The sequence below is a fragment of the Fulvitalea axinellae genome (assembly GCF_036492835.1).
In the GTDB taxonomy this organism is placed as follows: Bacteria; Bacteroidota; Bacteroidia; order Cytophagales; family Cyclobacteriaceae; genus Fulvitalea; species Fulvitalea axinellae.
The window spans coordinates 163,889-186,954 of record NZ_AP025320.1 but is presented as its reverse complement, the minus strand read 5'-3'; the positions used below and the strand labels follow the sequence as shown (position 1 = coordinate 186,954).

15 protein-coding genes are annotated in these 23,066 nt (G+C 49.0%); 10 read left to right on the top strand and 5 right to left on the bottom strand.

Going from position 1 to position 23,066, the window contains the following annotated elements:
- The first annotated feature begins 15 nt into the window (after positions 1-15).
- Positions 16-237, top strand: coding sequence for a membrane protein insertion efficiency factor YidD (gene yidD, locus AABK39_RS25890; RefSeq protein ID WP_338395953.1), 222 nt, complete (start codon positions 16-18; stop codon positions 235-237).
- A 27-nt stretch (positions 238-264) separates the two neighbouring features.
- Here yidD and AABK39_RS25885 read toward each other — a convergent pair whose 3' ends face one another.
- The gene (locus AABK39_RS25885; protein WP_338395952.1) at positions 265-456 is read right to left on the bottom strand and encodes a hypothetical protein; all 192 of its coding nucleotides are present in this window, start codon (positions 454-456) and stop codon (positions 265-267) included.
- A gap of 274 nt (positions 457-730) precedes the next feature.
- Here AABK39_RS25885 and AABK39_RS25880 point away from each other — a divergent pair, with 274 nt between their 5' ends.
- Positions 731-1,090: a n-acetylglutamate synthase gene (locus AABK39_RS25880; RefSeq protein ID WP_338395951.1), complete on the top strand. Its 360-nt coding sequence runs from the start codon at positions 731-733 to the stop codon at positions 1,088-1,090.
- A gap of 55 nt (positions 1,091-1,145) precedes the next feature.
- On the opposite strand, the gene AABK39_RS25875 is transcribed toward AABK39_RS25880, so the two are convergent.
- Together AABK39_RS25875 and AABK39_RS25870 are read right to left on the bottom strand one after the other, a co-directional pair.
- Positions 1,146-2,516 carry a porin family protein gene (locus AABK39_RS25875; protein WP_338395950.1) on the bottom strand — a complete coding sequence of 457 codons (1,371 nt, stop codon included), beginning with the start codon at positions 2,514-2,516 and terminating at the stop codon, positions 1,146-1,148.
- On the bottom strand, positions 2,500-3,072 hold the full coding sequence (locus tag AABK39_RS25870; protein WP_338395949.1) for an RNA polymerase sigma factor: 573 nt from the start codon (positions 3,070-3,072) through the stop codon (positions 2,500-2,502). The genes AABK39_RS25875 and AABK39_RS25870 overlap by 17 nt, the downstream gene beginning before the upstream one ends.
- A 239-nt stretch (positions 3,073-3,311) precedes the next feature.
- Here AABK39_RS25870 and AABK39_RS25865 point away from each other — a divergent pair, with 239 nt between their 5' ends.
- The 8 genes from AABK39_RS25865 to AABK39_RS25830 all read left to right on the top strand — a co-directional run bounded on the left by AABK39_RS25865 (position 3,312) and on the right by AABK39_RS25830 (position 20,217).
- The gene (locus AABK39_RS25865) at positions 3,312-6,209 is read left to right on the top strand and encodes a hypothetical protein (protein WP_338395948.1); all 2,898 of its coding nucleotides are present in this window, start codon (positions 3,312-3,314) and stop codon (positions 6,207-6,209) included.
- Positions 6,210-6,677: 468 nt separating this feature from the next.
- Entirely contained in the window at positions 6,678-8,522 is a 1,845-nt protein-coding gene (locus AABK39_RS25860) for a glycoside hydrolase family 2 protein (protein WP_338395947.1), read from the top strand.
- 324 nt (positions 8,523-8,846) lie between these two features.
- The gene (locus AABK39_RS25855; protein ID WP_338395946.1) at positions 8,847-10,040 is read left to right on the top strand and encodes a DUF6786 family protein; all 1,194 of its coding nucleotides are present in this window, start codon (positions 8,847-8,849) and stop codon (positions 10,038-10,040) included.
- A 141-nt stretch (positions 10,041-10,181) separates the two neighbouring features.
- On the top strand, positions 10,182-12,308 hold the full coding sequence (locus tag AABK39_RS25850; RefSeq protein ID WP_421825181.1) for a beta-L-arabinofuranosidase domain-containing protein: 2,127 nt from the start codon (positions 10,182-10,184) through the stop codon (positions 12,306-12,308).
- A gap of 65 nt (positions 12,309-12,373) precedes the next feature.
- A complete protein-coding gene (locus AABK39_RS25845) occupies positions 12,374-13,303 on the top strand; it encodes a glycoside hydrolase family 43 protein (protein WP_338396061.1) in 930 nt (309 codons plus the stop codon).
- Positions 13,304-13,562: 259 nt separating this feature from the next.
- A complete protein-coding gene (locus AABK39_RS25840; RefSeq protein WP_338395944.1) occupies positions 13,563-15,611 on the top strand; it encodes a hypothetical protein in 2,049 nt (682 codons plus the stop codon).
- 370 nt (positions 15,612-15,981) lie between these two features.
- Entirely contained in the window at positions 15,982-17,994 is a 2,013-nt protein-coding gene (locus AABK39_RS25835) for a YyaL domain-containing protein (protein ID WP_338395943.1), read from the top strand.
- A 168-nt stretch (positions 17,995-18,162) separates the two neighbouring features.
- Positions 18,163-20,217 carry a beta-N-acetylhexosaminidase gene (locus AABK39_RS25830; protein ID WP_338395942.1) on the top strand — a complete coding sequence of 685 codons (2,055 nt, stop codon included), beginning with the start codon at positions 18,163-18,165 and terminating at the stop codon, positions 20,215-20,217.
- 247 nt (positions 20,218-20,464) lie between these two features.
- On the opposite strand, the gene AABK39_RS25825 is transcribed toward AABK39_RS25830, so the two are convergent.
- Positions 20,465-20,956, bottom strand: coding sequence for a hypothetical protein (locus AABK39_RS25825; protein ID WP_338395941.1), 492 nt, complete (start codon positions 20,954-20,956; stop codon positions 20,465-20,467).
- A 317-nt stretch (positions 20,957-21,273) separates the two neighbouring features.
- Positions 21,274-22,854 carry a flotillin family protein gene (locus tag AABK39_RS25820; RefSeq protein ID WP_338395940.1) on the bottom strand — a complete coding sequence of 527 codons (1,581 nt, stop codon included), beginning with the start codon at positions 22,852-22,854 and terminating at the stop codon, positions 21,274-21,276.
- Positions 22,855-23,066: the final 212 nt, after the last annotated feature.

Genomic DNA, 23,066 nt, shown 5'->3' with positions numbered 1-23,066 from the left:
AATCAACGAAACATTATGCGAAAGATATTCTCTTCGATGCTCATCGGTTTGGTAAGGTTTTACCAATACGCCATTTCGCCGATGTTTCCGCCGGCATGCCGCTATACGCCTACTTGCTCCACTTATATGATTGAGGCTGTCAAGAAACACGGCCCGGCCAAAGGTGGTTGGTTAGGTCTTAAGCGCATCTCCAGATGCCATCCGTGGGGAAGCTCGGGGCACGATCCAGTGCCGTAATCTCCATTCGGATTAACTATAAGGTTTTTATTTTTTGATAGGGTAAGGCCTTTTCTTTTTGCTGTGCCTTCTAAAAATATAGAACAGGTTACCGGACAAAATACCCGCGGCCAATGCGGTTTCCAAGTTAAAAAATGCGATAAAAGCGACAAATGTCAAAATCGCGACCGTAATAGCGTGTAATGAGCTTAGGCCCAAACTCCCGGAAGGCTCTTTCATGGTTTTTATTCTTATTGCACCGTTTATTACAAACGGCCATTCTAATTTGTAGTGTAATACATACGACGACTATCGCCGTTTATTAAGGATTGTAACGGATCACCAGTCAAACTGATACATAAAATCTACGGGTTTTGATTGAAAAAGCATAATTTTATTTTAATAAGATAATTTTTACAGGATTTAATCAAATCAGAACCCATATATTACAAACCCTAAAAACAAAGTGGTCGCTTTGCGTTCGCTTTGGCAAAACAACATAAACTCTATACACATGGCGACAGAAATCAATTTTGACGGCAAAGTGTTCCGATCGTTAAGCAATACCGACAACGGAGAGGTAAGCGGAGAAACGCTGTTCAGGTATTCCCAAAAAGGCGACCTCGTTTGGGCCGAATATTCCGGAGGCGGAATCCTGAAAGGCCACCTCATAGCCAAAACCGACAAACAAGGCCGACTGGATATGAGATACCAACACGTCAATGACAATGGCGAGATCCGCACGGGCGTTTGTAACTCGACACCGGACATTATGCCTGACGGAAGCGTGAAATTACAGGAAAAATGGCGGTGGACCTGCGGTGACCATAGCGAAGGAGAATCCGTGCTGGTAGAAGTTCCGGCTTCAGGATAACTAGAAAGGCGCCTAATGACGCCTTTCCGTACTTCTTTCCCACAATGGAACAGGGTTATCTTAAATTCCAATTGACTCCGAATCCTCCCCCTATTTCCATTACTTTTATATTTTTCTCCATAGAATAATACTCGGCGTCCAATCGTAAACCTATTCCCCACCTGTCATTCAGCCTATAAGTTACCGATGTCCCGGCATTTACCCCAAGGACAAAAACGTTTTCCAAAACGCCTTCTATAGATCCGCTCTCAAAGTATTTTCCTACGTAAACATCCTTTCTTCCGAAAACATATCCAGCTGAAGCGCCAACTTCCGCTCCCAATGCAATCCGGCTCTTTATATCCTTTGTAAAGGCCAGCCTAAGAGGAACCCCCACTCTCATATACTCGGAGTTTATCCGGTCAGGATCGCCACTACCCAAATCAAAGGTTCTGGCATATTTCCCCTTCCCAAAAGAAATTCCTCCAATTATCGAGAAATAGCCCGACACCGGCTTTCTCAAGTCAAGCTTCGCTCCGTAAAGGGTACCTGATATATTCTGAACATCAAAATCCCCGATATCCTCCGATTTTAAAACACTCGTCCTACCGTATATTGTAGCTAGACTTAGCTGGCAATCGTGAAAAAATCCGGGTTTCCGCCTTATTACTACGCCACCGTACTGAGACTGATCAGTATTATCTGCTTTTCGGATATAGTAAGATGGAATATCGGCCACATTGTCAAACGCCAAAGGTTGCTGAACCAAATTGGTTAACTTTTTATAATCAGATATTTCCGCAAACATACCCTGACCATCATTGCCTTTGCCATCAAAACCTGTCCCGCCTCCATTACCGTCCGAGAGGAAGCCGTTCTGCCAAGCGTCATCTTTTTTCGGCTTCGGTCTTTGATTGTCTTCTGACGAAATTTTCGAAGCGCTTCCCGCAGTTATTCTCGCGGGTATATCTAATCTGTGTCCGGTTGTTTTCTTAATACCGCTTATTTTATTCGGCTCGATTTTACGGATATTCACCGGTTTAACGACGCTTCTCTCTTTTTTCAGTTCCTCGGCATACGAAGCCACCATCTCCGGTAGGCCAATATGGTCGGTTTCGCCCAATTTTTCTATACCTTCCAAAGAAGACAAGTCCAGCTTGCTCACTAATTCGGGTTCCTCCGTAGTCGTCGATTCGCCGCTTTCCTTGACGGCCAAATAACCACCTACCGTAGCCGTCGTAGTGGCCAATGCCACCACCACTTTGGCTACGGACGTGGATAGTTGCTTAACAACAATACTTTTTACGCCAGCACCGGCACCTCCGGTCGTTACGGTGGCGGGCGCCGCCGGGATATGCGACGACAAGCTGGTCCAAAGCTTTTCCGGCACTTCCTGCTCAAAACCGGACGCTTTCTTTCTCAGAATTTCATCAAACGAGTCTTTCATCCGGGTATAATTCAGATTGGTTTGACAAAATGACCTTTTGGAAAGCCTTCTTGGCCTTATGGTACTGCGACCTTGACGCCCCCTCACTTATTCCCAGAATCTCCGCTATTTCCTTATGCGAATACCCCTCGATGGAATAAAGATTAAGTACAGTCTTGTACCCTTCCGGCAGACCGTCCATTAGCCGGACAATTTCATTCATTTCCATGGTCCTGAGTTTTTTTTCAGATTCAGACACCTCACTCTCCGACAGCTCTATGGTGCCTACATCAGCGTCAACACATTCGTTAAGCACCGATTTCTTACGCAGGAATCCGATCGCCATATTAATCACAATACGTTTTGCCCAAGCCTGGAAAAGGCTCACCTCCCTCAAACTGGACAAACTCTGGAAAATCTTGATAAACGCTTCTTGCAATACGTCCTCGGCGTCCGCAGAGGATGTGATATACCTCCGGCAAAGCCCCATAAAATATGGGGCCGTTTTTTCGAACAATTCCTCATAGGCACGTGAGTCGTTTTGCAGACACTTCTCTACGATTTCATCGATTTCCATATATCCCGTGTACTGTCATCTTCGGCGATCAATCCCGAAGCTCCAAAAAACCGGCTAGAATAACTATAAACCAACGTTTACGGACCTCACCACACTATAAGATGCTTCGAAAAGTGAGACGTTGCCTCGGCAAAACAAAAAAAGATAAAAAAAAATATTTCGTTTTTTTCAGGCAACGTATCGGGGGGCGTTACATCTTGGTAGGGTGAAAGGCACAAATTTTCACTAGCATCTTCAACATGAAAAAGACAAAACTTTTACTCCCATTTTTAGCCGCGGGGGCCATACTCGGAGCTTGCGACTCCCAGGAGATAGCGGAACTGACATTGCTCAATGAGGTAAAAACCTCTATGCAGAAAAACATCAGTATTCCCAACGTTTCTTACATGTCGTCGGAATGGAAAATCTCGGATTGGGATATCGAGATTTATGACAGGCAGGAGAAAGTGGGTGCTTGGGATACTTTTGACAAAACCTTGTCAACTGAAGACAAAAAGACTGTAGTTAAGTTCTCCGACGAATTTTTTTATATCGATAAAAGTGAGGTTAACGGCCAACAGCAAAGAACGGCAAGTACTTTGGACAGCGTCCGGTTTGTTTGGAGCGAGGTGGGACTCAATATTTCCGGAACGAACATTATCCCTCATAAATCCGAAGAAGGGCTCGAGCTCGTGTACAGTTCTGATGAGGCAATCGAAATCGCGAAGCTGTTCGGCGTGAAATCGGACGGACTTTTTGGCAACAACCTCCCTCAAGGTACGAGCGCTTTCGGCATTATCAAACTGACCAGAAGAGGTTTTATCCAAACCAAGCTTAGTGTACAGGACTTGATAAGCAAGTTCAACAAACGCGAAAACATCAACGACGGCCTTTATGAGTCGATCAAATTCGTAAGCGAAGGGAAATTCCTTCTTGAACAAGGCCATAACAGTGCGGAACCTGTTCAGGTGATGGCGGACATGAGCTCGCAGGTAAGCCTTGAGAACGCCCGTGCCCAAAAACTTTTCGACGCTTTCGCATATCAGACCAAATTCCAAATTCTGAACACCGAGCTTACGCTGAAGAAAATATCCCACGAAGACGGCTCGGGAACAAGCTTTATAGTAGAGGGCGTGGATGCCAACGAAACAACCCGCCGTTTTTATTACAGCACCGCAGAAGACAAGCAACATTGGCTTGAAATTAAGGTGGAAGGAACGATTCCGGCGTATCAGTTGGCGCAGAAATTCAACGATAGGGAAAATATCAATGGAGGCCTGTACAACGTCATTGCCCACGGGTCCGGTGAGAATGAATTCAATCTGTCACTCTCGAACGCCTCGGATATTACCGTGACTTTGGAAACCCCTATCGACATCGAAAACGTTACGCCGGTACTGGCCAAAGACCTTTACGGCAAGTTCTTCAAAAAAGACGCTTATACGTTCAAGGACGTTAATGTCAGGATATCCGAAATATCGCACGAAGACGGTAGTGGCGGTAGCCTGATTGTCAAGGGTACGGATGCCCAGCAAAACGAGGTGACTTTCTATATCAATACCAATACAGGGAAATCGCATTGGCTGTCAGGCCCATATCTCAACCAAGATATTCCGGCGTACCAGCTCGCCCAAAAGTTTAACGACAGACAAAACTTCGACGGAAGGGTATTTAATATTCTGACAAGAGGCCAGCATAACAACCAGTACATCCTGTCGGGCTCTAACGGGGAGGATCTCACCATTGGCATCCAAAGTCCCGCAGATGTTGCCAATGTCTCTCCGGAAAGAGCCCGCTCTATCTACGAGAAGTTCTTCAACAAGCAAGCTTACGTATTCAAGGATATTAGTGTCGATATCACGAAAATCGCACATGAGGATGGCAGTGGCGGTAGCCTGCTCGTTACTGGATACGACAACCAGCAAAACGAGGTTACTTTCTATATTAATACGACCACCGGAAAAGAGCACTGGCTGTCAGGCCCATATCTCAACCAAGATATTCCGGCGTACCAGCTCGCCCAAAAATTCAACGACAGGCAAAACTTCAACGGAAGAGTATTTAATATTTTGGCCAGAGGCCAACAAAACAACCAGTACATCTTGTCGGGCTCTAACGGAGAGGATCTCACCATTGGCGTCCAAAATCCCGTGGACGTCGCAAACGTCTCTCCCGAAAGAGCCCGCTTTATCTACGAGAAGTTCTTCAACAAGCAGGCATACGTGTTCAAAGACGTCAGCGTCGACATCACGAAAATCGCCCATGAAGACGGCAGTGGCGGTAGCCTGATCGTTTCCGGATACGACAACCAGCAGAATGAAGTAACTTTCTATATCAATACGACCACTGGTAAAGAACACTGGCTTTCAGGACCATATCTCAACCAAGATATCCCGGCGTACCAGCTCGCCCAAAAATTCAACGATAGGCAAAACTTCGACGGAAGGGTATTTAATATTCTGACTAGAGGCCAGCATAACAACCAGTACATCTTGTCGGGCTCTAACGGAGAAGACCTCACCATTGGCGTCCAAAATCCCGTGGACGTCGCAAACGTCTCTCCCGAAAGAGCCCGCTCTATCTACGAGAAGTTCTTCAACAAGCAGGCATACGTGTTCAAAAACGTCAGTGTCGACATCTCGAAAATCGCCCATGAAGACGGCAGTGGCGGTAGCCTGCTTGTGACTGGGTACGACAGCCAGCAAAACGAGGTCACTTTCTATATCAACACGACCACTGGTAAGGAGCACTGGCTTTCAGGATCGCACCTTTACGAAAACATCCCCGCTTACCAGCTGGCTATGGATTTCAACGAAAGACGTAAGATTGACAGCAAGGTATTCAATAAAATCACGATCCAAGAGGGTAATGGTTTCCTTCTTTCGGGAGCCAGCGACCAATCCGAACTTCAGGTTAGTGTGGAAACGCCTATAGATGTCGCTAATGTGACTTCGGCCAGAGCAAAAGCCCTTTACGAGAAATTCTTCAACAAACAGGACTTTGTCTTCAAAGGTGTCAGCGTAAGAATCTCTTCCATCTCCCACGAAGACGGCTCGGGCGGAAGCCTTATCGTCAACGGATACGATGGCCAGCAGAACGCCGTGGAATTCTATTACAATACAAAAAACACAACCGAGCACTGGTTAACGGGAAATTAACAATCATACGAAAATCACATCCGGTTAGATCTACACACACAAACTAACCTATTCGAAAAACAGCATTTGAAAATGCATTAAAACTAATCGCACCACTTTAATTCAATATGCTCAACGGCGCCCTCAAAGGAGGGCGCTTTTTTGTTGATCCAAGACTTCTTGTTTGGTCAATAACCGAAGCAAACCTTTTATTTTTTCAATTCAATCGTTTTAGCAAACTGTCAATCATTATTTCGGATTACGAAAATCAAGTCAAACCATCTCTTTCGAAAGAACCTTTAGGGGGTGGAAATGACAAGCACAACCCTCATTTCGACAGCTATGGGGCTGAATCCGAATGCTTTTCCAAAATTGTAGTATCATTTTGCCGGACAGCCATACCCGGACCGAGACTCCCCTATTTAATCCGTGTCAGTCCACGGGCGGGCGTCCGGCAAGTTTTTTCATTCGCGTCGAATCCGAAAATCTATGAAAACCAAGATTAAAGACTTTCTACTACTCGGCCTTTTTGCGCTAGCGAGTATCGGGCTTCAGGCCCAAAACCCGGAAAAGGTGGACTCGCCGATTCCCCGCCCCGAATACCCACGCCCTCAGTTTGAGCGTTCGGATTGGGTCAACCTGAACGGCACCTGGACTTACGCTTTCGATTTCGGAAAATCGGGACGAGACCGGGGCTTCCAAAAAAGCGACGGCTTCGATAAAAAAATACGCGTGCCTTTCTGCCCGGAAAGTGAGTTGTCGGGCGTAGGCCATAAAGACTTCATCGAAACGATGTGGTATCACAAAACAGTGAAAATCCCGGCAAATTGGGACGGACGCCGTATACTGCTCAACTTCGGGGCCGTGGATTACGAAAGTGAAGTGTTTGTAGACGGCAAGTCCGTGGGAACACACTGGGGCGGATCCTCTTCGTTTTCGCACGATATCACAAGCTTTGTAAAAGCCGGACAAGAGCACGATGTGGTGGTATATGTCCGCGACGAAAACCGTTCGGGCAACCAGCCCGTGGGTAAGCAGTGTACCAGCTTCGGTTCCAGAGGCTGTTTTTATACCCGTACCACGGGCATCTGGCAAACCGTATGGATGGAAGCCGTAAACACGGCCGGACTGCGTGACTGCAACATCACTCCGGACTACGACAACAACCGTTTTATCTTCCGCCCACGCTTCCGCAGCATTCAGCAAGGCAACAAGTTCCGGGTATCGGTTTTCGACGGAAAAAGACTCGTAGGAAAAAGGGAAATCCAAGCCAGCAATACCGCGTACTGCGATATCCGCTTGAGAAAAGCCAAGAGTTGGTCGCCGGAAAGCCCTTTCCTTTACGATATAGTATTGGAAGTAATCGACCGAAAAGGCAATGTCCTTGACAAAGTGAACAGCTACGCCGGAATGCGCAAAATCCATATCGAAGGCAACCGCGTATTCCTCAACAACAAACCGTACTACCAGCGCCTCGTTCTGGACCAAGGTTTTTACCCAAAAGGCGTATGGACAGCTCCAAGCGACGACGCGCTTAAGCGTGATATCGAGCTTTCGATGGCCGCAGGATTTAACGGAGCCAGACTTCACCAAAAAGTATTCGAGGAACGCTTCCATTATTGGGCAGATAAACTGGGTTACCTTACGTGGGGAGAATCCGCCAACTGGGGACTCTCGCACAATAGCACCGAGGCCGCCCGAAACTTCCTCAGCGAATGGGAAGAAATTGTGGTCCGTGACCGCAACCACCCTTCGATCGTCACCTGGACGCCTTTCAACGAGACTTGGGTAAGCGGAGAATCCCGCCAATACAACCGCTTTGCGATAGACGTTTTTGACCTGACGCACAACCTGGACCCTACCCGCCCTATCAACGACGCCAGCGGATGGAGACACGTTGTGACCGATATCTGGACCGTACACCCGTATGACCAAGACCCGGAAAGCCTACGAAAGAAACTCAGCGTTCGGGCCGACGGTGGCGTATACAAACACCACGGCGACAAAGAGCCTCCGTACGCAGGCCAGCCATATATCATTGACGAATACGGCGGGATAAAATGGGTTCCGAAATCGAAAAGAAAGGACAGCGCTTCCAACTCGTGGGGCTACGGCAACGACCCGAAAACCGAAGAGGAATTCTTTACCCGCCTCGAAGGCCTGACCGACGTTATCCTGAGCTTCGACCATATCTGGGGTTATTGCTACACCCAGCTTACGGATGTAGAGCAGGAACAAAACGGTGTCTATAACTTCGATAGGACTCCGAAATTTGAAAATATGGAGAGGATAAAAAAGATATTCTCCAAAACACCTAAAGAACTGACGAACTAGAATTAGTACAGAGTAAAGCGAAAAAGTAAGTCGTGGAGTTGGGAAAGTGAACAGAGTATAATTCTGAGTCTATTGCGCTCGATTGTCTTATGCTTTTTTGGCTAACGTACTTCGTGGACAAGAAACATAGAATTTTGTCGAAATATGGAAAGGGCTCATAAAGCGGATCCATTTCAGTCCGCTTCCCAAACCGGAAGCGCTGAAGTCCGACAAATATAACCGATCAAATAATATCGCTAAAAGGCGTTAGCCTTTGGAGTTACGCACATGTCGGTTTATCTTGTTCATACAATTATAGTTTTCGTTTTTTTCAACAAATACGTTATGAGAAAAGGCATTCTTACATTGGGCATAGTGGCTTTGGGCCTGATGGGTCCTTTGGCCGCTATTGCGCAAAACAATTATGGCAAAGACCTGAACTTCCTTAAAAAACATAAGGACGTAATCGAACTCAAGAGCGACGACGGCAAATCCAGAGTGGCCATCGTAGCCGACTATCAGGGGCGGGTAATGACCAGCTCGGCCGAGGGCGAATCCGGCAATAGTTACGGTTGGCTCAATTACAAACTTATCGAAAGCGGAGAGATCCAAAAACACATCAACGCACTGGGTGGCGAAGACCGTTTCTGGCTCGGGCCGGAAGGCGGGCAATACGCCATATTCTTCAAACCCGGAACACGCTTCGTTTTCGAGGATTGGTTCACCCCGGCTTCACTGGACACCGAAGCGTTCGACGTGGCCTTTTCCAAAAAAGACGAAGCCGAGTTCACCAGAACTATCGCTCTGCAAAACTATTCGGGTACGGACCTCAAAGTCGATATCCGCAGAAACATCAAAGTGTATTCGAAAAAGGAAGTCGAGAAAAACCTTCGGGTGAAAATCGGCGACAAAGTTTCTTTTGTCGGTTACCGTTCCGAAAACACGATGAAAAACGTCAGCGGTTTCGATTGGAAAAAAGACAAGGGCCTGCTTTCTATCTGGATTCTTGGAATGTACAATCCATCCGACCGCACCAATGTCGTGGTGCCGCTTAAGGGCAAAAATCCGATTGTAAACAGCGATTATTTCGGTGCCGTAAGTCCCGACAGACTTACGACAAAAGGCAAAATCGCCTACTTCAAAGGCGACGGTAAATCACGCGGAAAAATAGGCGTAGCGCCAGCCAACACCAAACCGATACTCGGAAGTTACTCGGCGGACAAAGGCATCCTGACTATTGTCAAGTTCTCGTTTCACAACGAAAAAGACTATGTCAACTCGCAATGGAAACACCAAGAACACCCATACGGCGGCGACGTAATCAATTCTTACAACGACGGGCCGGTAAGCGAGGACGGAAGCCAACTCGGACCTTTCTATGAACTCGAAACCTCGTCGTCGGCGCGTGAGTTGAAAAACAACGAGTCGATTACGCACACGCATATGACTTTCCATTTCGAAGGAGACAAAACGCAACTCAATAAAATCAGCAAGAAACTTCTTGGCGCTAGCCTCGAAGAAATCGAAAACGCGCTGTAAACGAATTTCCTTTCAAGGCGTCCGTAGTTCGGAAAACTGCGGACGCTCCTTATACTTCGATACAACCCCATAACCAAAACCGCCTCTCCCTAACCCTTTCCGGTTCTCAAAAAATCACACAGACCGGCCCGGCTCCCTGTCATGACTCCCCCTATCCTACACCGTTTATTTCTACTGCTTTTACCAGTCGTTTTCTTGGCTTCTTGCCAACAAAGTAACGCTCCTGTGCGAAATGAAGTAACAGTCGTAAACATACCCGACACTTCTTCGCTCAACTCTCATTATTACGGAAACAGGGCTCCGCTAAAAGCCAATCCGCTTATAAAACTCCCTGTCGGAAGCATCCGCCCCGCCGGCTGGCTCAAAGCCATGCTCGAACGCCAGCGAGACGGCCTGACGGGCAACCTGAACACCATCAGCGCTTGGCTTCAGAAAGAAGATAACGCTTGGCTTTCCAAAGACGGAATCGGCCGTTGGGGCTGGGAAGAACTCCCCTATTGGCTAAGGGGATACGGAAATATCGGCTATACGCTCAACGACAAAAAGATTATTGAGGAAACCCGAGTTTGGATCGAAGGGGCATTGGCCAGCCAAAGAAAAAACGGTGACTTTGGCCCGGAATTCCGCTTTGGTGACGACAAAACCCGGGATTATTGGGCAAATATGGTAATGCTCTATTGCCTTCAGTCTTATTATGAATATTCACAAGACGATAGGGTAATCGAGCTGATGACCAATTACTTCAAGCACCAGCTTACAGTTCCCGACCACGAGTTCCTGACCCACTATTGGCAACATATGCGGGGAGGCGACAATATGAACAGCGTCCTCTGGCTGTATAACCGCACGGGGGATAAATTCCTCTTGGAACTGGCGCACAAAATCCACCGCAACACCGCCGATTGGTCAAAGGCCAATAAACTTCCCAACTGGCACAACGTAAACATAGCGCAAGGATTCCGCGAGCCGGCCACGTACTACAGCCTTTCCCACAACAAAAAACACCTCGAAGCCACCTACGCCAATTTCAAACACGTAAGGCAACGCCACGGACAAGTGCCCGGCGGAATGTACGGCGCCGACGAAATAGCCCGCGAAGGCTACGACGACCCTCGCCAAGCCACCGAGACCTGCGGAATAGTGGAGCAAATGTTCTCCGACGAACTCCTACTAGGCCTAACAGGCGACGTATTCTGGGCCGACCACTGCGAAAACGTCGCGCTAAACAGCTTCGTGGCCGCGCTTATGCCCGATATGCGATCCCTCCGCTACTTCACGGCTCCAAACCTAGTGCGCAGCGACAAGGAAAACCACGCCCCCGGACTTAGCAAACGCGGCACTTTCCTGCTGATGAACCCGTTCAGCTCGCGCTGTTGCCAACACAACCATTCCAGCGGATGGCCCTACTACACCGAACGCCTCTGGATGGCCACGCCCGACAACGGCCTGGCCGCCACGCTCTACAGCGCCAGCGAAGTAACCGCCACCGTAGGTGAAGGCACGCAGGTGACGCTGACAGAAGAAACCAACTATCCCTACGAAGAACAGGTCCAAGTCCGGGTAAATACACCTGAGGAAGTCTGCTTTCCGCTCTACCTCCGCATACCCGGCTGGTGCGGTCAGGCGACCGCCAAAATCAACGGCGAAACCGTAATAGCCAATCCCGCTCCCGGAAATTATATACGGATATACAGAAGCTGGAAAAACGACGACACCGTAACGCTGAGCCTCCCGATGGAAGTGAAAGTGAAGACTTGGACGGCCAACCACAACAGCGCCAGCGTAAACTACGGGCCACTGACTTACTCACTCGATATCAAAGAAAGATTCGTAAGGCTACAGAGCACCCAAACGGCTGTGAAAGATTCCAGGTGGCAAGAAGGTGTGGATGCGAAACGCTGGCCTTCTTGGGAAATCCACCCCGAATCGGCTTGGAATTACGGCCTCTCCCTAGATCCGGAATCGCCCGAAGAGAGTTTTTTGGTGGAAAAAAAGCCTTGGCCCGAAGACAATTTCCCCTTCACTCACGAAAGCAATCCGATCGTGATCAAGACCAAGGGAAAGCGGATTCCCGAATGGAAAATAGACCAATACGGCTTGGTAGGCCAGCTGATGGACAGCCCCGTCAGCCCCGATACCGAAACCGAAGAAATATCCCTGATTCCGATGGGAACCGCCCGTTTGCGCATCAGCGCCTTTCCGGTGGTAGATGCCGAAACACCTACGGAGCAGAAGACTACAAAAAAGAAAAATCTAGCGGAACTATAAGGTAATTTTTTAAGTAAAACACCATGAGAAAACTATTGTGGAGCCTGTCGGCGATAGCCTTGGCCATGACTACGGCCTGCCAGCCGGCGAAAGAAAACATCGAGAAGAAAAAAGGGGAAGTCTATATGTTCTCCTACTTCAAAAACAACGGGGCCGACGGCCTGCATATGGCCTACAGCCGTGACGGACTGAAGTGGAAAGCCATCAACGATGACAAATCCCTTCTGCAACCCACAGCCGGCGGCGACAAGCTGATGCGCGACCCGTGTATCATCAAAGGCCCTGACGGCCTGTTCCATATGGTTTGGACCGTCAGCTGGGGCGAGCAAAGTATAGGATACGCCAGCTCTCCGGACCTGATCCATTGGTCAAACCAAAAGACAGTCCCCGTGATGACCCACGAATCGGAAGCCCTGAACTGCTGGGCGCCCGAGGTGTACTATGACAAGGCGTCTAAGCAGTACATGATCTACTGGTCCACCACCATTCCAGGGCGCTTTACCGAATCCGAAGGAACCGGCGACAACAAGTACAACCACCGCATGTACTACGTAACGACCAAGGATTTCAAAACCTTCAGCGAAACCGCGTTGCTGTATGACCACGGCTTCAACGTAATCGACGGAACTATCCAGAAAGTTAACGGCAAGTACGTGATGTTCCTGAAAGACGAAACCAAAAAGCCGAAAGCGCAGAAAAATATCCGTGTAGCCACCGCCGACAAAGTTACCGGCCCATACACCAAGGCCTCGGAACCGATTACCGGAAACTACTGGGCGGAAGGGCCAACGGCCACCAAACTGCAAGACAACCGCTGGGTAGTCTATTTCGACAAGTATACGCAACACGCCATGGGAGCTGTAGCGTCCAAAGACTTAAAGACTTGGACGGACATTTCTTCGGATATCGTGATGCCGAAAGGCCTGCGCCACGGCACCGTGTTCAAAGTGGACGAAGAGGTACTTGACAAGGTTCTGGAAAGAACATCCAAATAACTATTTTCTTCCCTTTACGGCCCTAGGGCGAAAGAATCCATACCTTCTTTCGCCCGGCCGTGAGTTAGTAAAAAGTTTTGTACAAAGTAAAGGGTAAAGAGTACTTTCTCTTTTCGCCTCAAAATTCCCGAGCAGACTATTTACTCTGTACCAAATAAGCACCCCAACGATTAAGAGGTTCATTTCGTCGAGATCAGTCTCGGCAATTTTTTATGCCGGATCGCGTCACCGGTTTTTTCATTATCCTAAACATTCTGAAATGAACAGAATTCATCTCGCCAAAATCAATTTTGCCCTGATGCTAGGCCTAATCCTCTCTGCCTGTTCCGGTAGCGACGAAGGTTTCAGCTACCGTTTTTCCGAAAATGACGGGGCCGTTTACCATCAAAAAGACCTTATAGGGAATGTCCGGAACGGCAACTCGCCGGGAATCGAATCCACCGACGAAATCCGGCAGGCAGAAGATGGCGTTTTCCTCTGGAAAAGGACATTTTCCAATATTTCGGGAAAACGTATGGATTCCGTACGCCTGACGATGGACTTTGAGGTAAAAGGAAAATCGGGCTTCCAGCTTATTCCGGCGGTGAGCTACAACGGCAACCTGCACGAAAAACACAACCTGCTGAAAGGCTATTCCAAAAACGGAACCCCGTGGACGTTCGCCTACCACAGAATAGCGGTACCCGGCGCAACCTACACCGAAACCGGCAACTGGTCCGTAACCCTATTCGGAGAGGCCAAAGGCGAATTCGAACCTTTCTCCTGCTCCCTTATTCCGGAGGAGAAACGGACTACCCACAGGCTAATCTGGCCCGAAGAGGAACTGCCGTATACCAATTACACCAAAAACAAACTGAAGTCCGGCTATCGCCAAAACCTTACTTTGGAAAAAGACGGTTCGCTTACGGTAACGGCCTGGCTGGTAGTGGCACCAAACAAAAAAGGGCACAGGAGCATCGACAAGATGCTGGACGTGGCCTGGAAAATCCATCGCCACGATACCAAAGCCGCTTTCCCCGTACAGCACGTTTGGGATTACGGCGTGGCTTACGCCAAAAACGGTCTTTGGCACAAAATCCAAGACTTTGAGGCCTTCAATATCGGTATGAGATATCGCCCCTACGGGGAAAACAAAGGGCCGGAAAACGGAAAAACCGACGAATTCCATTTGGAAAACGGCGAGTGGACAAACGTTCTCTACACCCACTTCGAGGCCGGTTGGGCCGGGCAGAATATCTCTCTGGCCAACTCACTGTTCACCGACTTCCTGAAACACGGCGATTCGACTTCCCTGAAAAAGGCCATCACCTCCCTTGACGGATGGATTAAATACTGCGTACCTAAAGACGAAGGCCAGATTATCAGCGCCAGATTCTGGGGCAACGGACCTAGTGGCGGAACCGACGCCTGCAATATGGGTACCGCCGGACGAAACTTTATCGAAGCCTATCACTTGGCCAAAAAATGCGGCGTAAACAGGCCCGAATACCTCAAGGCCGGACTCGCCATCGCGGATTTCGCCGTGAAGGAACAACAGCCCGGGGGCGTAATCGGAAAATCGTGGAACATAAACGGCAAGTGTACCCGCCGGGAAGGCACCACCGGCGCCTTTATGATTCCGGCCATGATGGCTGCCAACAAAGAAACAGGCAAAGAGGTATATCTCGAAGCTTCGAAAAGAGCCTTTTCGCATTACTATTCCACTTTTGAGGAAAAAGGCTACACCACCGCCGGCGCGCTGGACTCGGATTGCGTAGACAAGGAATCCTCTTTCCCGATGCTGCGGTCTGCCATGTTGCTGTTCGAAACCACGCAAGACAAAACTTACCTCGACAAGGCCGTGGCCATCTCATACTACCTCGCCTCGTGGCAGTGGCACCAAAGCGTAGATTTCGGCCCGAAGGCCTCGCTTACCGAATACGGACACGACACCTTCGGCGGAACATCCGTTTCCACCCAACACCAGCATATGGACCCTTACGCACTGTACTGGGTAAGCGACTGGATAAAGCTGGCGAAATACACCGGCAACGACCTTTGGCGCGAGCGGGCCATCGCAGCGTGGAACCACGGAACTTTCTCGCTTTCGGACGGATCAAAAATCTTCAACGACAAGCGTCGCCCGACGGGTAGCCAAAACGAGGCCTTCTTCCACACCAGCTGGGGCTGGGGCGACGCCACTTTCGGATCAATGAACGATTGGCTCGTGGCTTGGCCAACCGCCTTCAGACTGGAAACGCTCCGTTATCTTGATGATTGGAACGTTCTTGAAGCCGAACAGGAGGAAAAATTAGCGAAAGCTAAATGAGTGCAAAGTAAAGAGTCGAGAGTAAATAGACTGCATGGATATTTTGCCTTCCGTTGAAAGCAAATTAGCGTCTGATATTGCTTTGGAGATAAGATAAGTATTTTGGGTTTATTCATTTTTTGGAAATCAGGATGGGAAACTGTCCTGATTTTTTCTGCAGGAAACCGTAATCTGAAATATTAACCGTTCTTTACCCCCCTGCACATACTTCGAACCCAATATCTCGTACCAAAGACCAAAAACACAATTTGCCCCCTTCCAAAAACACCCTGACTCCCTCCATTTCGGCTTTGCGCAACGGCTAAGAGCGTTTTTTTCATTATCTTGCGTATGAATGGCGCACGGGATTCCCCCCACATTGGTTGAGCAGATGAGACAGTATTTCCACCTTACGATCATATTCTTTTTCCTTTTTTTCGGTTGCGGTTCGCCGAAAGACAAAGGCTTCCATTTTTCAGAAGAATCGGGCACTTTGAAGTTTGCCGATTCGCATATCGCTACCCTCACCCCATTAAAAGACGGCCGGCTGAAGGTGATCGATAAAGTGAATGAGGTAGAGGAAGGGATATTCCTATGGGAACGTACAGTCACAAACATCGGCAAAGATCTCGACTCCTTCCGCACCACTATGGAGGTGAAAACGCCGGGAAAATTCGATTACGGGATGATTCCCGGCCTCAGCTACAACGGTAATCCTTGGGGCGACGGAAACGAACCAAAAACCTTTACGGACAAAGGTCTGCCTTGGGTCTTCTCCTATAACCGGACGTCGGTGCCCGGCGCCACGTATTCGGAAAACGACAAGTGGACTGTCGCGCTTTTCTCCGATTTCAATGACAAATCGATCCCTTTCTCCTGCTCCTTGATGCCAAAGCAAAACAACACCTACCACCGGCTGATCTGGCCTGAGGAGGAAACGCCGAGAAGTTATTCGGGGAAAAACTCATTTACCGGTCCTTACGCCCGCAACTTAAGCCTCAAATCCGGGCAAAGCCTAAAATTATCGGCTTGGGTGGTATTGGCGCCAAAGGAAAACGGGCACGGGGCCAGTTCCAAATTTCTGGATTTCGCTTGGAAGAAAGGCTACCGCCCCACAAAACCCGAAAAGTCCGCCGAAAAGATCAGGGACCTCAGCATCGATTTTATTAAAACGCACTCTTGGAGCGAAGAAGGGCCTTTCAAGGGATTTCGTCTTGGCTTGAAAAGGCATAGCAAATCCGAAGGTTGGGGACACAAATATTATTGGCGCTACGAAACCGGTTTTTGCGGACAAAACATTTCCTTAGCGAACGCTTTTTTGTACGAATACATCAGCCGAAAAGACAAAGACGCTTTGGAAAAGGGTCTGGAAAGCCTTGACATATGGGCCCGCGACTGCTCCATGCCAAACGGACTGTTCCGATGCCATTACGACCAGCTTCTTCCCAGAGGGCGGGCTTGGGAGGCCCAAGACGCCTGTAACCTCGGCACCGCCTCCTACCAGTTTTTCGAGGCTTTTGAGCTTGCGAAAAAATGTGGTGTATACAAACCCAATTACAAGGACGTAGCCTTGGCTATTTGCGACTTTATGATTTCCCAACAGGAGGAAAGCGGACGCTTGGGCAAATATTGGAACAACAAAGGCGAATGCCTTAACAGAAACGGCACTACCGGAGCGTTTCTGATCCCGGGCATGATAAAAGCGTTCCATATTACCGAAAAGCAAAAATACCTCGACGCCGCCCTTAAGGCCTTCGATTTCTATTTCGGTCAGTTCCAAGACCATGGCTACACGGTGGCGGGAGCGTTGGGAACCAACTGCGTGGACAAGGAATCATCTTTCCCGCTGTTGCGGTCAGCGATGCTTTTGCACAAAACCACCCAAGACAAAGGTTATTTGGAAAAAGCGGAAAGGCTTTCTCAGTATTTGGCGTCTTGGCAATGGCACTACGATGTCAGGTTTCCCGAGAAAAGTTTCCTGGCCAAAAGCGGTTACCGAAGCACAGGCGCCACCTCGGTATCGGCGGCGCACAATCACCTTGACCACTATGCGTTAGTGTGGGTCAGCGATTGGGTAGAGCTGGCCAAGCTTACAGGAAACGATATTTGGCTACAACGCGCCCAAGCGATCTGGCACGAAGGAAACTCACTGGTCAGCGACGGAAAAAAACCGGACGCAAACGGCGACATTATTCCCGCAGGCGGGCAGTTCAGTACTATTTACCAAGCGAACTGGGCATGGAGCAAGACAAAAGCCGGCCACGGCTCCGGCAATGTCGATTCTTCCTGGCTTCCGGTTTGGTATATGGCATACCGTCTGGAGACGCTCCGCAAAGTGAGTGATTGGAGCGTTTTGGACCAAAGTCCCAAACCTCCAAAAGCATTGGCTGGAGACAAAAAATAGAACCTATCGCACGCAAAAGCGGGCATTTCCCCCTATCTGCCCACCCATCGTCCCTCGGTCATTGGTTTTGAGCTACAAAAAAGCAATATTCAGGTTTGTAAAGGATTTTCAACCCGGATAGTCAAAAGCCCGTACGGGCCGGACAATCCGTCACAAATCTCTCAAGCCATGAAAAAATTGTTTTTGGCCATGATCGCACTAGCGTCAGTCATTTTTTCCGCGCAAGCGCAAAAAGCCGAAACGCTCAATCTGATGCCCGTCCCCAAGAAAATGGTGCCGGCCACGGGGCGCTTCGATATCGCTCCGGATTTTACCGTAGCCTTTACCGGCAACCCCGACCAGCGTATTTACCCTAACGCCACACGCTTCTTGCGCAGGCTCGACGGTCGTTCGGGAATGTTCTTCCGCCAAGGCTTCCTCGATGCTGGCGACAATAGCCCAGAGGCCGAGCTTATCATCAACGTAAACAGACCGGGCAAAGTGGTTTTGGGCGAAAACGAAAGCTATACGCTAGATATCGCCTCCGGCAAAATTCGTCTGGATGCCGAAACCGATCTCGGCGCCATGCACGGTTTGGAAACCTTGCTCCAGCTCTTGGAAACCGACGACAAAGGCTACTTTTTCCCGGCTATGCGCATCGAGGACGAGCCTCGCTTCCCTTGGCGCGGCCTGATGATCGATGTCGCCCGTCACTACCAGCCACTTGACGTAATCAAAAGAAACCTCGACGGTATGGCTGCTGTAAAGATGAACGTGATGCACTGGCACCTCACCGACGACCAAGGATTCCGGGTAGAGACAAAAAGCCATCCGAAACTGCACTTGCAAGCTTCTGACGGAATGTTCTACACCCAGAAAGAAATTAAGGAAGTGATTGAATACGCCGACGAGCGCGGTATTCGTGTCGTTCCCGAATTTGACGTGCCCGGCCACGCTACCGCTTGGTTGATCACTTACCCGGAAATCGGCAGTAATGACACAACCTACACGATCCAGCGCTACGCCGGCATCTTCGACCCGACACTTGACCCTACCAACGAGCGCACTTACGAGATCTTGGAAGAGGTATTTAGCGAAATCGCTCCGCTGTTCCCTGACGCCTATTTCCACATTGGCGGCGACGAGAACGAAGGCAAGCACTGGGACGCCAACGAGAAGATTCAGGCCTTTATGAAATCGAACAATCTCAAAGACAACCACGCTTTGCAGACGCATTTCAACAAAAGGCTGTTGACAATCCTCGAAAAACTCGACAAGAAGATGATGGGCTGGGACGAAATCCTTCAGCCTGCCTTGCCCAAAACCGCCGTTATCCAGTCTTGGAGAGGACTTGAGTCATTGCACAACGCGGCCAAAGGCGGTTATATGACCTTGCTTTCAAACGGTTTTTATATCGATGTTCTGAAACCGGCCAGCCACCACTACGCTACCGAGCCATTGCCGGAAGGACACGGACTTACGCCGGAGCAAACCAAAAACATTGTGGGTGGAGAAGCCACAATGTGGTCCGAACTCGTAACTCCAACGACAATCGATTCGAGAATCTGGCCTCGTACTATAGCCATTGCCGAACGCCTTTGGTCACCGGCCAAGTATAAGGACGCCCGCGATATGTATCGTCGTTTGGAACAAGTAAGCTTCAGACTGGAGGAACTCGGCCTTACGCATATCCGCAACCGCCAAGTGATCTTAAGGAATATCGCCAACAATCAGGATATTTCCGCACTTGAGGTATTGGCTAACGTGTCAGAGCCTTTGAAAGGCTATACAAGAAATAAGGGCGGTACGGAGTACGAAAGTTACTCTCCTTTCACCCTCTTCGCCGACGCCTGTACGGTGGACGCTCCGGATGCGCTGGCCTTCAAGATGTTGACAGAAGACTATATCCAGAGTCCGAATAAAGAGACTAAAAAGCAATTGTTGGCATACCTGAGCAAATGGGAGAATAACCATGAGAATTTTGTAGCCTTGACCGCTAAGGCTCCTTATCTCAAGAAATTGGTGCCCCATTCGGAAAATCTCCGCTCTTTAGCCCAATTGGGCACAGAGGCGCTAACAATCAAAGCCAGACCGAAAAAAGCTTGGAAGAAAGAAGCCGAAAAAACTTTGGAAAAAGGCAAAAAACCGGGCGAAGACACTGAGCTGATTATCCAGCAAAGTATCGAAAAATTGGTTCAGCGCACTTCCAAGTTGCCTAAAAGACTTAAAGGATCTTCGCTGTAACAGCGCAAGATAAACATAACGGAATATGGTGGCCCAATGGTCTCATATTCTTCCAAAACAAAAGAAAGCCATTGGACTGATTATTAGTCCAATGGCTTTCTTTTGTTTGAGCGTAACAGTCTCCAGACAAGTGTAATTTCCATGGGTGGAACCATTAGGAAGAGAAGGTTTATCTTATTCCTACTGGCTGATCTATTTAGTTCCTGGGCCTGTTACGCTCTATTTTTTCGGTGTGGCATAATACTCATTAATCTATCGACTCCGGACGGCTATTTTCACCTGAAGCTCTTCTTTTTTTACGTTTTTCCGAAACAGCGTCTCTTCTCTCCTTACGTCTATCGGCCATAGTTTGCTTTATCTCCGCATATTTCTTCTTTTGCTCATCTGTCAAGATCTTCTGAAGGTCGCTGTCCATAGTCTTGCGGGCCGCCGTCATCTTAGTTCTCATCTCCTCACGGCTCAAGCTCTCACGCTGGTCCTTCATCGATTCCATCTCCTTGTTGAAAACCAAGGTGATGTGATATGCTTTGTCCTCTTGCTCTTTGGTCAACTCTAATCCTTTGTCGAGGCGCTTAACGTGTGCTTTGGCTCTGTCTTCCGGGGTTCTCTGAACTCTCTCTTGGCCTCCCCGGCCACCGCGTCCACGTCCGCCCCTTCCCCTGCCTTGGGCCAGGGCTACATGGTCGGCTACCATCGACAGACAAAACACAAAAACAAAAAGTCCGATAAATCTTTTCATAGTCTTATTCCTAGTTGGTATCGGTTTGTTAGATTCCAAATCTTAAATATGGTTTAATGCTTTAAAGCATATTTTGATTTTTCGTATTCAAAATGATTTTAACAGAATCATATTCATTTGATTTACTGCACATTAACACTTAAATGTTTTTTTTTAAACAAATCGATTCGGCTTTATATTTTAGGTCTTATGATAATGTCGGAACGGGTAAGGATAGCTTGGTTTACCTTTTTGGCCGTATAGAAAAAGCCCGGCGTATGTGGCCAGGCTTTACAGTATAGTTTGGAAAAAACTTTAACAAATATCGACTGGGGATATTAATTCTCCGACGATCCGTTTTTAGGTTCATCTATAACGTCAACACCGTTTAGGGCTTCCGTTTCTTGAACTTCCACAGGTTTCTTCAGGTCTTTGCCTTTCAGGAAATCAGGCAACTGCATTCCGGCCATATTGAACATATCCTGCAATGGCGGCACTGACTTATACAAGCCCGAAATAAACTCCGGCGTTCCGTTGCCGTTGCCTCCGTCCCAGACGGTCACTTTGTCGATCTTGATATTCTTGATGGCTTCGGTCTGGAGTTTCACCAACTCAGGAAGCTTGTCGGCGATAAGGAGCATGGCGGCGTCACGCGGATCGTCGCCTGCGGCCTTGACGATCTGGTCCAAACCTTCGGCCTGCTTCGAGAGGATTTCGTAAAGACCTTTGGCCTCGGCCTGACGCTTGAAAAATATGGCGTCGGCTTCGCCTTTGGCGTGCCTTCTGATCTTCTCGGCTTCCGCTTCGGCGTCTATCTCCGTCTTGTCTTTGGATATCTGGGCCGGCACCACCACGTCGGCCATTTGGCGGGCCTTGTCGCGCTTGGCTCTCGCCTCTTCCGATTCCTTTTGGGCGTGGTACGCTTCTTCCAAAGATTTGGCTTCGCCAACTTTCTCGGCGGCGACGGCTTTTCTCAAGGCCTCGGCAGCTCTCTCACGACGCACCGACTCCGAATCGGCAATATCGATCTTCGCTTGGTTCTCGCCTTCCACAGCACGGGCATCGGCTTCCGATACTTGGATACGCTGTGACCTCAAAGCCTCGGCCTCACCGATTTTGGCTTGGGAATCCGCTTCGGCTTCACCGATTTTGGCTTTGGCTTCCGCCTCAGACATCTTGATACGCTGGGTACGCATAGCCTCGGCCTCGCCCACTTTGGCTTCGGCCTCGGTTTCCGATACGCGGACTCGCTGTTCTTTTACGGCAATGGCCTCGCCGATGGATCCGTCACGGGTTTGTTCGGCCACTCTTCTACGGGCGTCGTTTACGGCTTTGGCGGCCGCCTCTTTGCCCAAGGCCTCGATATAGCCGGACTCGTCCTTGATATCGGTCACGTTCACGTTGATCAGTCGCAAACCGATTTTCTTGAGCTCGGCTTCCACGTTCGTGGCCACGTTTGAGAGAAACTTGTCGCGGTTGCTATTGATCTCCTCAATATCCATAGTGGCCACCACCAAACGTAACTGACCGAAAATAATGTCTTTGGCCAAATCATGGGTTTGCTCCATAGACAGGCCCAAAAGACGCTCGGCGGCGTTGGTCATAATCACCGGCTCGGTGGATACGCCCACCGTAAACCTCGACGGAACGTCCACCCTAATGTTCTGCTTACTCAGGGCGTTGGTAAGGTTCACTTCGATAGAGACGGGCTTGAGGTCCAAGAAAGCGAAGTCTTGGATAATCGGCCATACAAAGGCCGCTCCGCCATGGATACAACGGGCCGTTCCGCCCCCCACTTTACCGTAAACCACCAGAATTTTGTCTGATGGACAGCGTTTGTAACGCTTGAACAAGGAAATAAGGATGATCATCAGAAAGACGACCCCGCCGACGATAACGGCCAATAAACTTGATCCCATTGGTTTGTTGGTTAAATGAAAAAACTACATGATCTGGATTGACTCCTAAGTGTATCAGCCCAAGACCGAATTTTGATGAAACTATCGCGTAAACGCCAGTTGCGTCAAGCCTCAGTCTTGAGCCTCTACCCATATATAAAAGTGAATTGTGTGTTCTTTTTTGGAATTAGGTATCTGGTATGAAGTATTAGGTACAATTGTGTTGATCTGGC